The sequence below is a fragment of the Paraburkholderia phytofirmans OLGA172 genome (genome assembly GCF_001634365.1).
Classification (GTDB): domain Bacteria; phylum Pseudomonadota; class Gammaproteobacteria; order Burkholderiales; family Burkholderiaceae; genus Paraburkholderia.
Genome location: NZ_CP014578.1, coordinates 3,860,520 through 3,875,639, shown reverse-complemented (window position 1 = coordinate 3,875,639; position 15,120 = coordinate 3,860,520). Strand labels below are relative to the sequence as shown.

Below are 15,120 nucleotides of genomic sequence, written 5' to 3'. Positions count from 1 at the left end.
CGGCGCAAAGCGCTCATTGTAGAGACATGCCGCCAGGCTGCGGTGAAAAAGCGTCGCACGGCGCGCATGCCGGGGCCGGGCGCTAGAATGCGGCATCATCGAATGTTTCGGGACCGTACCAACCATGCGCATATTGCTAGTCGAAGACGACCGGATGATCGCCGAAGGCGTGCGCAAGGCGCTACGCGGCGAAGGCTTTGCGGTCGACTGGGTGGAAGACGGCGACGCGGCGCTCAGCGCGGCGACCGCCCAACCTTACGATCTGGTGCTGCTCGATTTGGGCCTGCCCAAACGCGACGGGCTCGACGTGCTGCGTACGCTGCGCGCGAAAGGCAACGCGATTCCCGTGCTGATCGTGACCGCGCGCGATGCGGTCGCCGATCGCGTCAAAGGCCTCGACGCCGGCGCCGACGATTACCTCGTCAAACCTTTCGATCTCGACGAACTCGGCGCCCGCATGCGCGCGCTGATCCGCCGCCAATCGGGCCGCAGCGATTCGACGATTCGCCACGGTAACCTGACGCTCGATCCCGCGTCGCATCAGGTCACGCTCGACGGCGCACCGGTCGCGTTGTCGGCGCGTGAATTCGCGCTGCTCGAAGCGTTGATCGCACGGCCCGGTGCGGTGCTCTCGAAGAGCCAGCTCGAAGAAAAAATGTACGGCTGGGGCGAGGAAATCGGCAGCAATACCGTCGAGGTCTACATTCACGCCCTGCGCAAGAAGCTCGGCGCGGACCTGATCCGCAACGTGCGCGGTCTCGGCTACATGATCGCCAAGGACGCCTGAGCCGATGCGTTCGATTCGCCGTCAATTGTTGGTCTGGCTGCTGGCGCTGGTGTTGCTCGGCGTCGGCATTGCGGGTTGGCTGATCTACCGGCAAGCGCTTGCCGAAGCCAATGAACTGTTCGATTACCAGTTGGAGCAGATCGCCGCGGCACTGCCGTCGGAACCGTTCTCGCAGGTGCTCGGTTCGCGCGACACCGGCGACGAAGGCATCGTGCTGCAAATCTGGAACCGCAACGGCGTGCTGATGTACTACTCGCGACCGCGTGCGCCACTCGCGCCGCGCGCCGAACTCGGCTTTTCGACCGAGCATACGGAGCGCGGCGACTGGCGTGTGTACGGCGCGATCGTCGGCGATAACGTCGTGCAGTTGGCGCAACCGGTTTCGGTGCGCAACCGGCTCGCGGCGAACGTCGCGTTGCGAACCCTGTGGCCGTTGATCGTTCTGCTGCCGTTTCTGGGGCTGGCGGTGTGGGTGATCGTCGGGCGCGGACTGCGGCCGTTGCGGCGCGTGACCAGCGCGCTCGACACGCGTCACCCCGAGGCCCTCGATCCCTTGCCCGACCAACGTCTGCCGCTCGAAGTGCAGCCGCTGGTGCGCGCATTGAACGGCCTGCTCGAACGGCTCGCCACCGCGCTCGATATCCAGAAGGCATTCGTCGCCGATGCCGCGCACGAATTGCGCACGCCGCTCGCCGCCGTGCAGATCCAATCGCAACTGGTGGCCCGCGCGAAAGACGACGCCGCCCGTAGCGACGCGCTGGCCGACCTGCAGGCGGGCGTCACGCGCGCCACGCGTCTCGCCGAACAATTGCTGGCGCTCGCACGATCGGAACCGGACGGCCTCGCCGCCACCAACGCGATCGATCTGCGCGCGTTGCTGCAAGACTGTGTCGTAGCGTACGCGCCGCTTGCGCAGAATCGCGGCGTCGATCTCGGTATCGAGGCGAGCGAACCTGCTGCGGTGACCGGCGACGCCGACGCGCTGCGGGTCATGTTCAATAACCTCGTTGATAACGCAACCAAATACACGCCGCGAGGCGGCCGGGTCGACGTCAGTCTGTATGTCGACGAAGGGCATCCGGTGGTGCGGATTGCCGACAGCGGGCCGGGCATCGAGCCCGCTGAACGCGACCGCGTGTTCGATCGCTTCTACCGGGCCGGCGCCGGTGCGAACCGCGCGCGCACCGACGTGGCGGGCAGCGGTCTCGGCCTCGCGATCGTGCGCCGCATTGCAACGCAGCACCATGCGGCGGTGAGGCTCGACGAATCTCCGGCGGGTGGTTTGCAGGTCGAAGTGCGCTTTTGAATGCGCTTCTGAATGCGCTGCTGAGCGTGCTTTGAAAGATGAGGCTTTCTGTTCGTAAAGCGGCTCGAACGTGGCCCAGGCGTGGCTCAGGCGTGGCTCAGGCGTGGCTCAGGCGTGGCTTAAACAAGCCTTAAACAAGCCTCAAACAAGCCTCAAACAAGCCTCAAACAAGCCTCAAACAAGCCTCAAACACTGGTTAGAAGCGATCTGGCGCTGCTTAAGACTCTTTTAAGCGATGCGACGTACGCTTCATCTCATTCCAAAGCCTCTTTCTCCCAGTCAGGAGTACACGATGAACGCGAAAACCTTGTCCCGCAGCGCTGTTGCAGTGGCTGTCGCCGTGGCGCTTTCCGCCGGCTATGTGGCGGGGCATCGCGACGTCCCCGCGCCGCAGGTGATCGCGCCGGCGCAGGCTGCGATGATGCCTGCTGAAGCCGCGGCGAAAACCGGCATCCCCGATTTCTCCGGTCTGGTCGAAACCTATGGCCCGGCCGTCGTCAACATCAGCGCAAAGCACGTGGTTAAGGAGACGGCGTTGCGCGGCAACGGCGGCAACCAGTTGCCGATCGATCCGAGTGATCCCTTCTATCAGTTCTACAAGCACTTCTTCGGCGGCATGCCGGGCATGCAAGGCGGCGACGGCGGCGATGCGCCCGATCAACCGAGCGCGAGCCTCGGTTCGGGATTCATCGTCAGCAGCGACGGCTACATCCTGACCAATGCCCACGTGGTGGACGGCGCGAACGTCGTCACCGTGAAGCTGACCGACAAGCGTGAATTCAAGGCGAAAGTGATCGGCGCCGACAAGCAGTCCGACGTCGCCGTGCTGAAGATCGACGCGAGCAGTCTGCCGACCGTGAAGATCGGCGATCCGCGTCAGAGCAAGGTCGGCCAGTGGGTGGTCGCGATCGGCTCGCCTTACGGTTTCGACAACACGGTGACCTCGGGCATCATCAGCGCGAAGTCGCGTTCGCTGCCGAACGAAAACTACACGCCATTCATTCAGACCGACGTGCCGGTGAACCCGGGTAATTCCGGCGGCCCGCTGTTCAATCTGCAAGGCGAAGTGATCGGCATCAACTCGATGATTTATTCGCAGACGGGCGGCTTCCAGGGCCTTTCGTTCGCGATCCCGATCAATGAAGCGATCAAGGTCAAGGACGACATCGTCAAGACCGGCCACGTGAGCCGCGGGCGTCTCGGCGTCGCGGTGCAGGGCATGAACCAGACGCTGGCCGATTCGTTCGGCATGCAGAAGCCGCAGGGCGCGCTCGTCAGCTCGGTCGATCCGGGCGGCCCGGCCGCCAAGGGCGGTTTGCAGCCGGGCGACGTGATTCTGTCGGTGAATGGCGAGCCGGTCGGCGACTCGTCGGATCTGCCGTCGCAGGTCGCCGGTCTGGCGCCAGGCAGCAAGGCCACCGTGCAAGTGTGGCGCGACAAGGCCACCAAGGACCTGACGGTAACGATCGGTTCGTTGTCGGATGCGAAGGTCGCCTCGGACAAGGCCGATCAGCCGACCCAGTTGCAAGGCCGTCTCGGTGTGGCGGTGCGGCCGCTGACGCCGGAAGAGAAGAGCAGCGCGTCGGTGTCGCATGGTCTGCTGGTCCAGCAATCGGGCGGCGCGGCTGAAAGCGCCGGCATCCAGCCGGGCGACGTGATCCTGGCGGTCAACGGCCGGCCGGTCGCGAGCGTCGATCAGTTGAAGCAGATGATCGCCGGCGCGGGCAACAGCATTGCGTTGCTGATCCAGCGCGATAACGCGCAGATCTTTGTGCCGGTCGATCTCGGCTAACGGGAACTTGAACTCATTGAAGTAACGGTTGCCGGTCCTTGCACATATTGCTCACGGACCGGCATTTTTTTACCCGTTCAAAAAGCCGTGAAGAAGGGCGCTCTGCGCCGCATGGCGTGGCGCAGCAGCGGTTTCCAGACGACGCAAACTGATGCTTGGCACGCGGGTTGCGTCAACCTTGGTCCGGGACCCATCAAGGGCTTCCGGACGGCAAGGACCTTGAGAAGGAGCGAACCGATGAAATCCCAACGCAATCAGCGAAGGATCGTAGCCGCCGCGGTATGCGCAGCGCTCACGCTCGGTCTGGCGGGCGGCGCGTATGCACAGGCGAGTGATGTTACGGGCGGCACGACCACGGACAGCAGCAGCGCAGGCAACGCCAATGGCGGCGGTCTGCCGCAAATCCAGCAGAAGGGCGACGTCTCGTTCGTGTCGGGTGGCGTCGGTGTCGATGAGTCCACGGCGCTGCAGCACGCGCAAAGCGAGTGGCCGCTGTCGCTGCGCTTCACGGGCCCCGGCTCCGATTTTCTCGCCGACGTCCACGTGCGCGTGGTCGACGCGCACGACGACGAGGTGCTGAGCGCCACGTCGCGTGGGCCGTATATGCTGGTCAAGCTGCGCCCCGGCCGCTACACCGTGCATGCGCAATACAAGGATCGCGACCAGGCCAGGTCGGTGACGGTCCCGGCCAAAGGCACTGCCAAGGCGGCGTTCTACTGGAATACGCAATAAGCGTCTTGCCTTTCCGAGCGGCGCTGGGCGAGACACCCAGGCGGCACTCAGGAAGGCCGCGCATTCGGCTCGCGTTTGGCCGATAATGAAGCCACGGGCGCCCCCCGTGGCTTTACTGTTTGCACGACCGCACACGAATTGCTCAACACAACGGAGCCGAGACATGAGCGATGCCTTGACACCCCACGGAAACCCTGGCGCGAGCACGGGCGGGCACACCATCGCGATCAGCGGCAACCACCACCGGGTGCGGGTGATTCATGGCGGCGTGACCATGGCCGACACCCAGTCGGGCCTGACGCTCAAGGAGACCGGTCTGGCGGATGTATTCTATTTCCCGCGTGGCGACGTGAACATGGCGCGCCTTGAACGCTCCACACATACTTCGCACTGCCCGTTCAAGGGCGAGGCTTCCTATTTCCATCTGCGCACCGAAGACGGTCTGATCGAAAACGCCGTGTGGAGCTATGAGACGCCGCTCGAGCCGGCTGCAAAAATAAAAGGGTATCTCGCGTTTTACGCATCGCGCGTCGACCGCATCGATCAGACATCCTGACCGGCGGTCGCGCGTTCATCGGGGAGGCTGCCATGGAACTGAACGACGCGTTACGGATTCCGCTTGCGCCGTCCGACGTTTGGGACGCGTTGCAGGACCTCGCCTTGTTGCGTGCCAGTCTCGACAATTGCGAGTCGTTCACGCGGCTTGGCCACGGCGAATTTGCGCTCGTCATGACCGTGCCGCTCGGGCCGTTGCGCGCGCGTTACGAAGCGCGGGCCCACGTCGCCGGTCAGGATTCCGGACCGGCGGACGCGCAGCGCCGCACCATTAATTTCAAGGCGCGAGCCGAGGGCATCGGCTCATTGCGCGGACAGATCGAAGTGAGGTTGCGCGCTGAGGATGGCTCGCATGGCATCGGCAGGGAGCGGGGCACGCGAATCGATTACACGATCTGGGCGACTTCGTCCGGGCCACTCGCCGAACTGCCCACGCGCCAGCTCGAAAACGCGCTGCATCAGCTGGCCGACGATTTTTTCGACGAATTCGGCGCGGTCGTTCGCGCCAAGCATGGGCAAGGGCCGAACCGTGCGCGTGGTTCGGCGACGCGGCGGCAGCACGTGTTTCTGCGGCCGATCGCGCTCAGCGGCATCGCGCGGCGGACCCGCACAGATCATGGAAATGCGCTGACCGGGCGGGCGGCGAGCGCGTCGCATGGGGCGTCCCATGGTGTGTCGCATGGGGTCTCGCATCGCGAGCCCGGTCCGCATGTGGTTCCGCATTGGGCATGGGCGGCGATGATTTTTCTGGTGGCGCTGCTGTTGTATGTGGCGCGTTGGATTAGCGAACACTGACGGCTTGGCTTGGCTTGGCTTGGCTTGGCTTGGCTTGGCTCGGCTCGGCGCTGTCGTGCCGGCGCGACTACGAAATCCTGGTGGGTTACTACGAAACGCCGTCGGCCACGCGGCGTTTGCGGCCACTGAACGTTCTATGCGCTCTTGCCGGTCTCACGCACGCTCACACGCAGACTGTCAGCCTGCCGTCTTTTCCTTGCGCAAGGCCGGACTCAGCCGCAGCGCATCGAACATCCCTGCGACCATCCGCTCCGCATGCGTGCCGAAATCGGTCGCCTCCGGCAGAAACAGCATGTCGCGCAGCGAGCCGCTGACGAACGCATGCACCATCGCCGCCGCGATCCTGGTGTCGAGATCGGCTGGCAGTTGCCCTTTGGAGATCGCATTGCGCAGACCGCCTTCGATCTTCTTCAGCCCTTCGCGCATATTGGTCTGATAACGGACCATCACCGGCCCCATCTCTTCGACCAGCTCGCACTTCAGAAAGAGGATGTCGAACACCCGCCGGCGACGCGGTTCGTTGGCGGTGTCGCGCAGGCAGACCGTGCAGATTTCCCGCAGGCGCCCGAGCGGGTCGGGCTCATTGGGGTCTAGCGAGGCGGCCTTGAGTTCGTCCAGCGGCAGCAGCACGCGGTCGAACATTTCGGTAAACAGATCGCTTTTGTGCGCGAAATGCCAATAGATTGCGCCGCGCGTGACGCCGGCGGCCTGTGCGATGTCGGCGAGCGACGTGCGCGATACGCCCTTCTCGAAGAAAACCCTTTCGGCCGCGTCGAGAATGCTGTTGCGCGTCTCCTGCGCCTCTTCTTTGGTTCTTCGGACCATATAGGTGTGACCTGCCCTGATTGTGGGGTTTTCCCGGGCCTTGTTAAGCACGCCCGATGACAATCTGTCTGCCGTTAAGCCATTTGCGAAGCGATCTTGCAGGTCCCCTGCCCGCCAAGGCGTAAACGCACTTTTACATGCATTCGTGGATGTATATATAATAGCATCCCACGATCGGATAGCCCAAGCCGTGACGACCGGTTAATATCCGTCACTGTTGCCTTTCAAAATGCTCTTGCGCCGCGCCGTGTGGCATTTCCCCGGTATGGCGCATTTCGCTCAGGATGCCCCTGCAGGTGCGGTTTGCATCCCCGGGCTTCCGGTCACGCGTCGCAAGACGCATGTGTGCGCTGTCGTCCCCGGGGTAGGGATGCGCGCACTTTTTCATTCTCAGTCTTTGACAGAGGTCGCTCCATGCGCGTCGAACGGGTTCCATTCCGCTTAATCAGTGCCGCGACGGCTGCCGTATTGCTGGCAGCGTGCGGACCAAAACAATCTGCCCCGCCGCAACAAACGCCCGAAGTGGGCGTCGTCACCGTCCAGCCCACGGCTGTGCCCGTCGTCACCGAATTGCCCGGCCGCACCAGTGCCTTCCTCGTCGCGCAAGTGCGTGCACGGGTCGACGGCATCGTGCTCCGCCGCGAATTCACGGAAGGCGGTGAGGTCAAGGCCGGCCAGCGTCTGTACAAGATCGACCCGGCGCCCTACATCGCCGCGCTGAACAACGCAAAGGCAACCCTGGCGAAGGCCCAGGCCAATCTCGCGACAACCACCGCGCAAGCCAACCGCTACAAGGTGCTGGTTGCCGCCAACGCAGTCAGCAAGCAGGACTACGACAACGCGGTGGCCGCGGAAGGCCAGGCCGCGGCTGATGTGGCCGCCGGCAAGGCAGCGATCGACACGGCGCAGATCAACCTCGGCTACACCGACGTGACCTCGCCGGTGACCGGCCAGATCGGCGTATCGCAAGTCACGCCCGGCGCGTATGTGCAGGCGAGCGCCGCCACGCTGATGGCCACGGTCCAGCAACTCGATCCGGTCTACGTGGACTTGACGCAATCCAGCCTCGACGGTCTGAAGCTGCGCCGCGAAGTGCAGGAAGGGCGTCTGAAGACGAGCGGCCCGGACGCCGCCAAGGTCTCGCTGATTCTCGAAGACGGCCGCACCTATTCGGAAAAGGGCAAGCTGCAGTTCACCGACGTGACTGTCGACCAGAGCACTGGCTCGGTGACGGTTCGCGCGATCTTCAAGAACGCGGACAAGGTGCTGCTGCCGGGCATGTTCGTGCGCGCGAGGATCGAGGAAGGTGTCAACGACAACGCGCTCGTCGTGCCGCAAGTCGGCATCACGCATGACCAGAAGGGTCAGCCGACCGCGCTCGTGGTCGGCGATGACAACAAGGTCGCGTTGCGTCAGCTCGTCACCTCGGGCACGTACGGTTCGAACTGGGTGGTGGAAAGCGGCCTGAAGGCGGGCGACCGCGTGATTGTCCAGGGCACCGACAAGGTCCGCCCGGGCGCGCAGGTCAAGGCCGTTGCCGCGCAACTTCCCGCCACACCCGCTTCCGGCGTATCCGCTCAGGGTGCGCCGGCCGCCAGCGGTGCGACGCAGACGGGTCGACCCGCTTCTGCTGCATCGGGCGCGTAATAACAGGGAGCCCGCCTCATGGCAAAGTTCTTTATTGATCGCCCAATTTTTGCATGGGTGATCGCCATCATTCTGATGCTCGCGGGTATCGCGTCGGTCTTCACATTGCCGATCGCGCAATACCCGACCATCGCGCCGCCGGCCGTGCAGATCAGTGCAACGTACCCGGGCGCATCGGCGAAGACGGTGGAAAACACCGTCACGCAGGTGATCGAGCAGCAGATGAGTGGTCTCGACCACTTGCTGTACCTGTCGTCCACTTCGGACGACTCGGGTACGGCAACCATCACGCTGACGTTCGCAGCCGGCACCAATCCTGACATTGCGCAGGTGCAGGTGCAGAACAAGCTGCAGCTCGCCACGCCGCTGTTGCCGCAAGCCGTGCAGCAGTTGGGCACCAAGGTCACGAAGTCGAGCAGCAGCTTCTTGCTGGTGTTGGCGTTCGTGTCCGAAGACGGCAGCATGAGCAAGTACGACCTGGCGAACTACGTCGCGTCGAACGTCCAGGACCCGATCAGCCGGATCGACGGTGTGGGTACGGTGACGCTGTTCGGCTCGCAGTACGCGATGCGGATCTGGCTGGATGCGAACAAGTTGACCAACTTCGGCCTGACGCCGGTGGATGTGCAGACCGCGCTGCTCGCGCAGAACGTGCAGGTCGCGGGCGGTTCGCTCGGCGGCACGCCGTCGGTGCCGGGCCAGGTGCTGCAGGCCACCATCACGGAAGCCACGCTGCTCAATACGCCTGAACAGTTCGGCAACGTGCTGCTGAAGGTGAATACGGACGGTTCGCAAGTCCGTATCAAGGATGTGGGCCACATCGAGCTCGGCGGCGAAAACTACAACTTCGACACCAAGTACAACGGTGCGCCGACGGCAGGCTTCGGGATTCAGCTGGCCACCGGCGCGAACGCGCTGGCAACCGCCAAGGCGGTGCGCGCGAAGATCGACGAACTGTCGAAGTACTTCCCGCATGGCCTCGTTGTGCAGTATCCGTACGACACCACGCCGTTCGTGCGCGCGTCGATTGAAGAAGTGGTCAAGACGCTGCTCGAGGGTATCGTGCTGGTGTTCCTGGTCATGTACCTGTTCCTGCAGAACCTGCGCGCCACGCTGATCCCGACGATCGCCGTGCCGGTGGTGCTGCTGGGCACGTTCGCGATCATGGGTGTGGTGGGCTTCTCGATCAACACGCTGTCCATGTTCGGGCTCGTGCTGGCGATCGGCTTGCTGGTGGACGATGCGATCGTGGTGGTGGAAAACGTCGAGCGGGTGATGGCGGAGGAGGGCTTATCGCCTCGCGACGCCACCCGCAAGGCAATGGAGCAGATTACCGGCGCGCTGGTCGGCGTGGCGCTCGTGCTGTCGGCGGTGTTCGTGCCGGTGGCGTTCTCGGGCGGTTCGGTCGGGGCCATTTACCGGCAGTTCTCGCTGACGATCGTGGCGGCGATGGTGCTGTCCGTGCTGGTCGCGTTGATTCTGACGCCGGCGCTGTGCGCGACGATCCTCAAGCCGATTCCGAAGGGGCATCACGAAGTCAAGACGGGCTTCTTCGGCTGGTTCAACCGGACCTTCGAAACGAGCCGCGACAAGTATCACTCGGGCGTTCACCACGTGATCAAGCGCTCGGGCCGTTGGCTGATCATCTATATGGTGGTGATCTTCGCGGTCGGCCTGCTGTTCGTGAAACTGCCGAAGTCGTTCCTGCCTGATGAAGACCAGGGCACGATGTTCGTACTGGTGCAAACGCCGTCCGGCTCGACCCAGGAAACCACGGCGCGCGCGCTGAAGGACGTCTCCGACTACCTGCTCAACACCGAGAAGAGCATCGTCGAATCGACCTTTACGGTGAACGGCTTCAGCTTCGCCGGCCGCGGTCAGAACGCGGGTCTCGTGTTCGTGCGGATGAAGGACTACGCGGCGCGTCAGCACTCGGATCAGAAGGTGCAGGCGCTGGTTGGCCGCCTCTTCATGCATTTTTCGAGCTACAAGAACGCGCTGGTGTATCCGGTGAATCCGCCGTCGATTCCTGAGCTCGGCACGGCCGCCGGCTTCGACTTCGAATTGCAGGATCGCGCGGGTGTCGGCCACGAGAAGCTGATGCAAGCTCGCAACATGCTGCTGGGTATGGCCGCGAAAGATCCGACGCTGGCTCAGGTGCGTCCGAACGGCCTGAACGATACGCCGCAGTTCACCGTGAACATCGACCACGAGAAGGCTTCCGCGCTCGGCGTGTCGCTGTCCGTGATCGACCAGACGTTCTCGATCGCATGGGCGTCGCAATACGTGAACAACTTCCTCGATACCGACGGCCGGATCAAGAAGGTGTATCTGCAGGGCGACGCACCGTTCCGGATGAAACCGGAAGACCTGAACGCCTGGTACGTGCGCAATACGGCCGGCGGCATGGTGCCGTTCTCATCGTTCGCCAGCGGTACGTGGTCCTACGGTTCGCCGAAGCTCGAGCGCTACAACGGTATCTCGGCGGTGGAAATCCAGGGCGCGGCTGCCCCGGGCAAGTCGACCGGCCAGGCCATGACGGCCATGGAAGCACTCGTGGCGAAGCTGCCGGCGGGTATCGGCTACGAATGGACGGGCCTGTCGTTGCAGGAACGCCAGTCCGGTTCGCAGGCGCCGATTCTGTACGGCATTTCGATTCTGGTGGTGTTCCTCTGTCTCGCGGCGCTGTATGAAAGCTGGTCGATTCCGTTCTCGGTGATCATGGTGGTGCCGCTTGGCGTGATCGGCGCACTGCTGGCCGCTACGCTGCGCGGGCTTGAGAACGACGTGTTCTTCCAGGTGGGTCTGTTGACCACGGTGGGGCTGTCGGCGAAGAACGCGATTCTGATCGTGGAATTCGCCCGCGAGCTGCAGCAGGGTCAAGGGATGGGACCGGTCGAGGCCGCGCTGGAAGCCGCGCGTCTGCGGTTGCGGCCGATTCTGATGACCTCGCTCGCGTTCATTCTCGGCGTGATGCCGCTCGCGATCAGTAACGGCGCGGGCTCGGCCAGCCAGCACGCAATCGGTACCGGCGTGATCGGCGGGATGTTGACGGCGACCTTCCTCGCGATTTTCATGATCCCGATGTTCTTCGTCGTGATCCGCGCGAAATTCGGCGGCGAGCAGGAAGACCCGGATGAGGCGCTCGAACACTACAACCAGCACCATCCGCATGATCCGCAAGGTGGCGGGTCGGCCGGCAATGGCTCGGGCAAGGACGGACATTGAGATGCAAAAACACTCTTTGATTGCAGTGGCGGTTGCGCTGTTCGCCGCGGGTTGCACGATGGCGCCGAAGTACCATCGCCCGGCCGAACCCGTGGCGGCGACTTTCCCGACCGGCGGCGTGTACGACACGCAGCCGGGCGCGGCGAGTGCCGCGCGGACCGCGAACGGCCAGGCGGCGGCCGATATCGGCTGGCGTGATTTCTTCGCCGATGCGCGTTTGCAGCGGCTGATCGAAATCGCGCTGAAGAACAACCGCGATCTGCGCGTGTCGGTGCTGAATATCCAGGCATCGCAGGCGCAGTACCAGATCACTCGCGCGGCGCTGTTCCCGACGCTGAACGCCGCGGCGTCACAAAGCAAACAGCGCACGCCGAAAGATTTGACGGCCACCGGCTTGACGATCACCAACACGTACTCGGTGGGTCTGAACGCTTCCTGGGAAATCGATTTCTTCGGGCGGATTCAAAGCCTGAAGGATCAGGCGTTGGCTCAGTACCTGGCCACCGCGCAGGCGCGCAAGGCCGCGGAAATCGCGTTGGTCTCGCAAGTGGCTAGTCAGTACATGACGGTGCTCGAGGTGGACGATCTGCTGAAGGTCACGCAGAACACGCTGAAGACTGCCCAGGAGTCGTACCGGATCACCAAGCTGCAGTTCGACAACGGCACGGGTTCGGAACTGGATCTGCGGCAGGCGGAAACGGTGGTCGAGCAGGCGCAGGCCAACCTGCAGTCGCAGGCGCGTCTGCGGGCGCAGGCGGATAACGCGCTCGTGCTGCTGGTCGGCGAGCCGTTGCCGGACGATCTGCCATCAGGCATGTCGTTGGACAATCAGAACCTTCTGACGGATATCCCGGCGGGATTGCCGTCCGATCTGCTGACGCGCCGTCCGGACATCATGGAGGCCGAAGAGAACCTGCTTGCTGCCAATGCGAACATCGGCGCGGCGCGCGCAGCGTTTTTCCCGAAGGTCTCGCTGACCGGCAGTTTCGGCACGCTCAGCCCGTCGCTCGGCGGTCTGTTCAAGCCGGGTTCGGCGGCGTGGAGCTTCGCACCGTCGATCACATTGCCGATCTTCGAAGGCGGCCAGAACAAGGCCAATCTCGATCTCGCCACCGTGCAGAAAAACATCCAGATCGCGACGTATGAAAAGGCGATCCAGACGGCCTTCCGCGAAGTGGCGGACGGACTGGCGGCACGCGGCACGTACGATCAGCAGATCGAGGCGCTGGAGCGCAATACTTTTGCCGAACAGCGCCGGCTGGATCTGTCGAACCTGCGTTATACGAACGGCGTCGACAGCTATCTGTCGGTGCTGACCGCGCAGAACGATCTGTACGTATCGCAGCAGTTGCTGGTTACCGCGCGCATGCAGCGTCTGCAGAACCTGGTCACGCTGTATCAGGCGCTCGGCGGCGGCTGGATCGAACGGGCCGGCGAGCAGCCGCGCCCGGCCGACGCGCCGGTCGATTACGGTGCGGCGAGCGCGCCGGTGGCGGCTTCGGCAGCAACGGCGGGTTGAGTCTCTTTTAGTCTCGTAGTAGCAGGCGCGCAGGCCGGTTTTCGGTTTCAGGGAAGCCGCCCTTCGCAGCCGGTAATAACAAAAACGCCACGGCATGCCGTGGCGTTTTTGTTGATGCTCAGATCTGATCAGATCAACCCATCGCAACTCAACTCAGATCAGATCAGATCAGCCCGACTCAGCGCTTGCGCTCAGCGCGATCTCTGGCGCGCGGCGCGGGTTCCAGTCAGATGCTCAGTGCACATCCGCGGCACGCAGCATCTCGTCGCCGCCCTTCGGCTCATTACCGCCGCGTCCGTCGAAATCATGTCCGGCCTTGCGAATTTCGCACTGTGCCTTCTTCTCGCTCTTCACACCGTTGAAGACCAGGTTCAGCACCACCGCCGACACCGACGCCAGCAAAATCCCGCTATGCAACAGCGGTGACAGCGCCGGCGGCAGCTTCGAGAAAAATTGCGGCGACACCACCGGCACCAGACCCATGCCGATACTGACCGCGACGATGAACAGGTTATGGTGGTTCTTCACGAAGTCGACTTTGGCCAGCACCTTGATGCCATTCGCCGCGACCATGCCGAACATCACGATGCCCGCACCGCCCAGCACGAAGGCCGGCACCGACGCAACCACTTGCGCCATCTTCGGGAACAGGCCCAGCAGCACCAGGATCACGCCGCCCATCGCGCAGACAAAGCGGCTCTTCACGCCCGTCACGCCGATCAGGCCAACGTTCTGCGAGAACGAGGTATGCGGAAACGAGTTGAAGATGCCGCCGATCAGCGTGCCCAGACCATCGACGCGCAGACCGCGCACCAGCGTCTTCTGATCCACCGGACGATCGACCATGTCGCCGACAGCGAGGAACATGCCGGTCGATTCGATGAAGGTGACGAACATCACGGTGACCATCGTCGCGATCGCAAGCGGATCGAAATGCGGCAGGCCGAAGTGGAACGGCATCACGATGCCGACCCACGGTGCGTGCGTGACACCGTCCATGTTGACGCGGCCGAGCGCCAGCGCGATCACGAAACCCGCGACGATCCCGAGCAGCACCGAGATATTGGCGAGGAAGCCCTTGGCGAACTTGTTGATGAGCAGAATCAGCATCAGCACGAGGAGCGACAGGCCGAGATAGACCGGATTACCGTAGTCAGGGTTGCCGACACCACCGGCTGCCCAGTTGATGCCCACTTCCATCAGCGACAAACCGATCACCGAGATCACCACGCCGATCACCACCGGCGGGAAAAAGCGCAGCAGCTTGCCGACCGCCGGCGCGAGAAGGATGCCGATAACGCCGGCCGCGATCGTCGAGCCGAAGATGTCGAGAATACCGAGCGATGGATTCGTGCCGATCGCGACCATCGGACCGACAGCTGCAAATGTGCAGCCCATGATGACCGGCAGACGAATGCCGAAGATCCACAGACCGAGCGTCTGAATCAGCGTAGCGATGCCACAGGAAAACAGATCGGCGCTGATCAGGAATGCGATCTGGTCTTTCGGCAATTTCAGCGCCGCACCGATGATCAGCGGCACCGCAACTGCGCCTGCGTACATCACCAAAACGTGCTGAATGCCGAGCGTCAGCAACTGGCCCGCGGGCAGTCGCTCGTCGCACGGGTGAACCGTGTTCGATTGCATTTTGTCTCTCTCCACCATCTCGTTTTGGGATGGCTCCAAGGTATGCGGAACGATAAAGTGCAACAAGACCACTGGGGCCTATTCCGGCATTCCCGGTGACGATATGCATGATGCCCATTTGAAAGCCAAAAGAAATGCGCGCCCCGCACAAATCGGCTGTGAGCCCCATGCAGCGGCGAGGCGCGTCCGTGCGCGGCGCGGCGTCGCTTCAGGTCATATGTGTTAAAGACAATGAGGTGTATCTCGCTCGGCGCATAGTGCTGTTTTCGCCTCGCGTCCCGTTTGAA

General features: G+C 63.2%; 11 protein-coding genes. 9 read left to right on the top strand and 2 right to left on the bottom strand.

Annotated elements, in window-relative coordinates; genetic code table 11:
* The first annotated feature begins 124 nt into the window (after positions 1–124).
* The 6 genes from AYM40_RS16995 (at position 125) to AYM40_RS16970 (ending at position 5,967) form a co-directional block, all read left to right on the top strand.
* Complete coding sequence (locus tag AYM40_RS16995) at positions 125–787, top strand: response regulator (protein ID WP_063497232.1); 663 nt, start codon at positions 125–127, stop codon at positions 785–787.
* A 4-nt stretch (positions 788–791) separates the two neighbouring features.
* Positions 792–2,093, top strand: coding sequence for an ATP-binding protein (locus AYM40_RS16990; RefSeq protein ID WP_063497231.1), 1,302 nt, complete (start codon positions 792–794; stop codon positions 2,091–2,093).
* Positions 2,094–2,385: 292 nt separating this feature from the next.
* Positions 2,386–3,885: a DegQ family serine endoprotease gene (locus AYM40_RS16985; RefSeq protein WP_063497230.1), complete on the top strand. Its 1,500-nt coding sequence runs from the start codon at positions 2,386–2,388 to the stop codon at positions 3,883–3,885.
* A 237-nt stretch (positions 3,886–4,122) separates the two neighbouring features.
* Positions 4,123–4,617 (top strand): hypothetical protein, encoded by a 495-nt coding sequence (locus tag AYM40_RS16980; protein ID WP_063497229.1) that lies wholly within the window; start codon positions 4,123–4,125, stop codon positions 4,615–4,617.
* A 163-nt stretch (positions 4,618–4,780) separates the two neighbouring features.
* Entirely contained in the window at positions 4,781–5,173 is a 393-nt protein-coding gene (locus AYM40_RS16975; protein WP_063497228.1) for a DUF427 domain-containing protein, read from the top strand.
* Positions 5,174–5,205: 32 nt separating this feature from the next.
* Complete coding sequence (locus tag AYM40_RS16970) at positions 5,206–5,967, top strand: CoxG family protein (protein ID WP_063497227.1); 762 nt, start codon at positions 5,206–5,208, stop codon at positions 5,965–5,967.
* A gap of 177 nt (positions 5,968–6,144) precedes the next feature.
* On the opposite strand, the gene AYM40_RS16965 is transcribed toward AYM40_RS16970, so the two are convergent.
* A complete protein-coding gene (locus AYM40_RS16965) occupies positions 6,145–6,792 on the bottom strand; it encodes a TetR family transcriptional regulator (RefSeq protein ID WP_063497226.1) in 648 nt (215 codons plus the stop codon).
* A gap of 414 nt (positions 6,793–7,206) precedes the next feature.
* On the opposite strand from AYM40_RS16965, the gene AYM40_RS16960 reads away from it, so the two are divergent.
* Genes AYM40_RS16960 through AYM40_RS16950 form a run of 3 tightly spaced genes read left to right on the top strand, consistent with a single transcriptional unit; the run spans position 7,207 to position 13,186 of the window.
* A complete protein-coding gene (locus tag AYM40_RS16960; RefSeq protein ID WP_063497225.1) occupies positions 7,207–8,439 on the top strand; it encodes an efflux RND transporter periplasmic adaptor subunit in 1,233 nt (410 codons plus the stop codon).
* Between the two features lie 18 nt (positions 8,440–8,457).
* A complete protein-coding gene (locus tag AYM40_RS16955) occupies positions 8,458–11,667 on the top strand; it encodes an efflux RND transporter permease subunit (RefSeq protein ID WP_063497224.1) in 3,210 nt (1,069 codons plus the stop codon).
* 1 nt (position 11,668) lies between these two features.
* Positions 11,669–13,186 (top strand): efflux transporter outer membrane subunit, encoded by a 1,518-nt coding sequence (locus AYM40_RS16950; RefSeq protein WP_063497223.1) that lies wholly within the window; start codon positions 11,669–11,671, stop codon positions 13,184–13,186.
* Between the two features lie 234 nt (positions 13,187–13,420).
* On the opposite strand, the gene AYM40_RS16945 is transcribed toward AYM40_RS16950, so the two are convergent.
* Positions 13,421–14,833: a nucleobase:cation symporter-2 family protein gene (locus AYM40_RS16945; RefSeq protein ID WP_063497222.1), complete on the bottom strand. Its 1,413-nt coding sequence runs from the start codon at positions 14,831–14,833 to the stop codon at positions 13,421–13,423.
* Positions 14,834–15,120: the final 287 nt, after the last annotated feature.

What these genes read in the sequence shown, in the direction of transcription:
- AYM40_RS16995 (WP_063497232.1), top strand. Translation starts at nt 125, where the DNA reads ATGCGCATATTGCTAGTCGAAGACGACCGGATGATCGCCGAAGGCGTG.
- AYM40_RS16990 (WP_063497231.1), top strand. Translation starts at nt 792, where the DNA reads ATGCGTTCGATTCGCCGTCAATTGTTGGTCTGGCTGCTGGCGCTGGTG.
- AYM40_RS16985 (WP_063497230.1), top strand. Translation starts at nt 2,386, where the DNA reads ATGAACGCGAAAACCTTGTCCCGCAGCGCTGTTGCAGTGGCTGTCGCC.
- AYM40_RS16980 (WP_063497229.1), top strand. Translation starts at nt 4,123, where the DNA reads ATGAAATCCCAACGCAATCAGCGAAGGATCGTAGCCGCCGCGGTATGC.
- AYM40_RS16975 (WP_063497228.1), top strand. Translation starts at nt 4,781, where the DNA reads ATGAGCGATGCCTTGACACCCCACGGAAACCCTGGCGCGAGCACGGGC.
- AYM40_RS16970 (WP_063497227.1), top strand. Translation starts at nt 5,206, where the DNA reads ATGGAACTGAACGACGCGTTACGGATTCCGCTTGCGCCGTCCGACGTT.
- AYM40_RS16965 (WP_063497226.1), bottom strand. Translation starts at nt 6,792, where the DNA reads ATGGTCCGAAGAACCAAAGAAGAGGCGCAGGAGACGCGCAACAGCATT.
- AYM40_RS16960 (WP_063497225.1), top strand. Translation starts at nt 7,207, where the DNA reads ATGCGCGTCGAACGGGTTCCATTCCGCTTAATCAGTGCCGCGACGGCT.
- AYM40_RS16955 (WP_063497224.1), top strand. Translation starts at nt 8,458, where the DNA reads ATGGCAAAGTTCTTTATTGATCGCCCAATTTTTGCATGGGTGATCGCC.
- AYM40_RS16950 (WP_063497223.1), top strand. Translation starts at nt 11,669, where the DNA reads ATGCAAAAACACTCTTTGATTGCAGTGGCGGTTGCGCTGTTCGCCGCG.
- AYM40_RS16945 (WP_063497222.1), bottom strand. Translation starts at nt 14,833, where the DNA reads ATGCAATCGAACACGGTTCACCCGTGCGACGAGCGACTGCCCGCGGGC.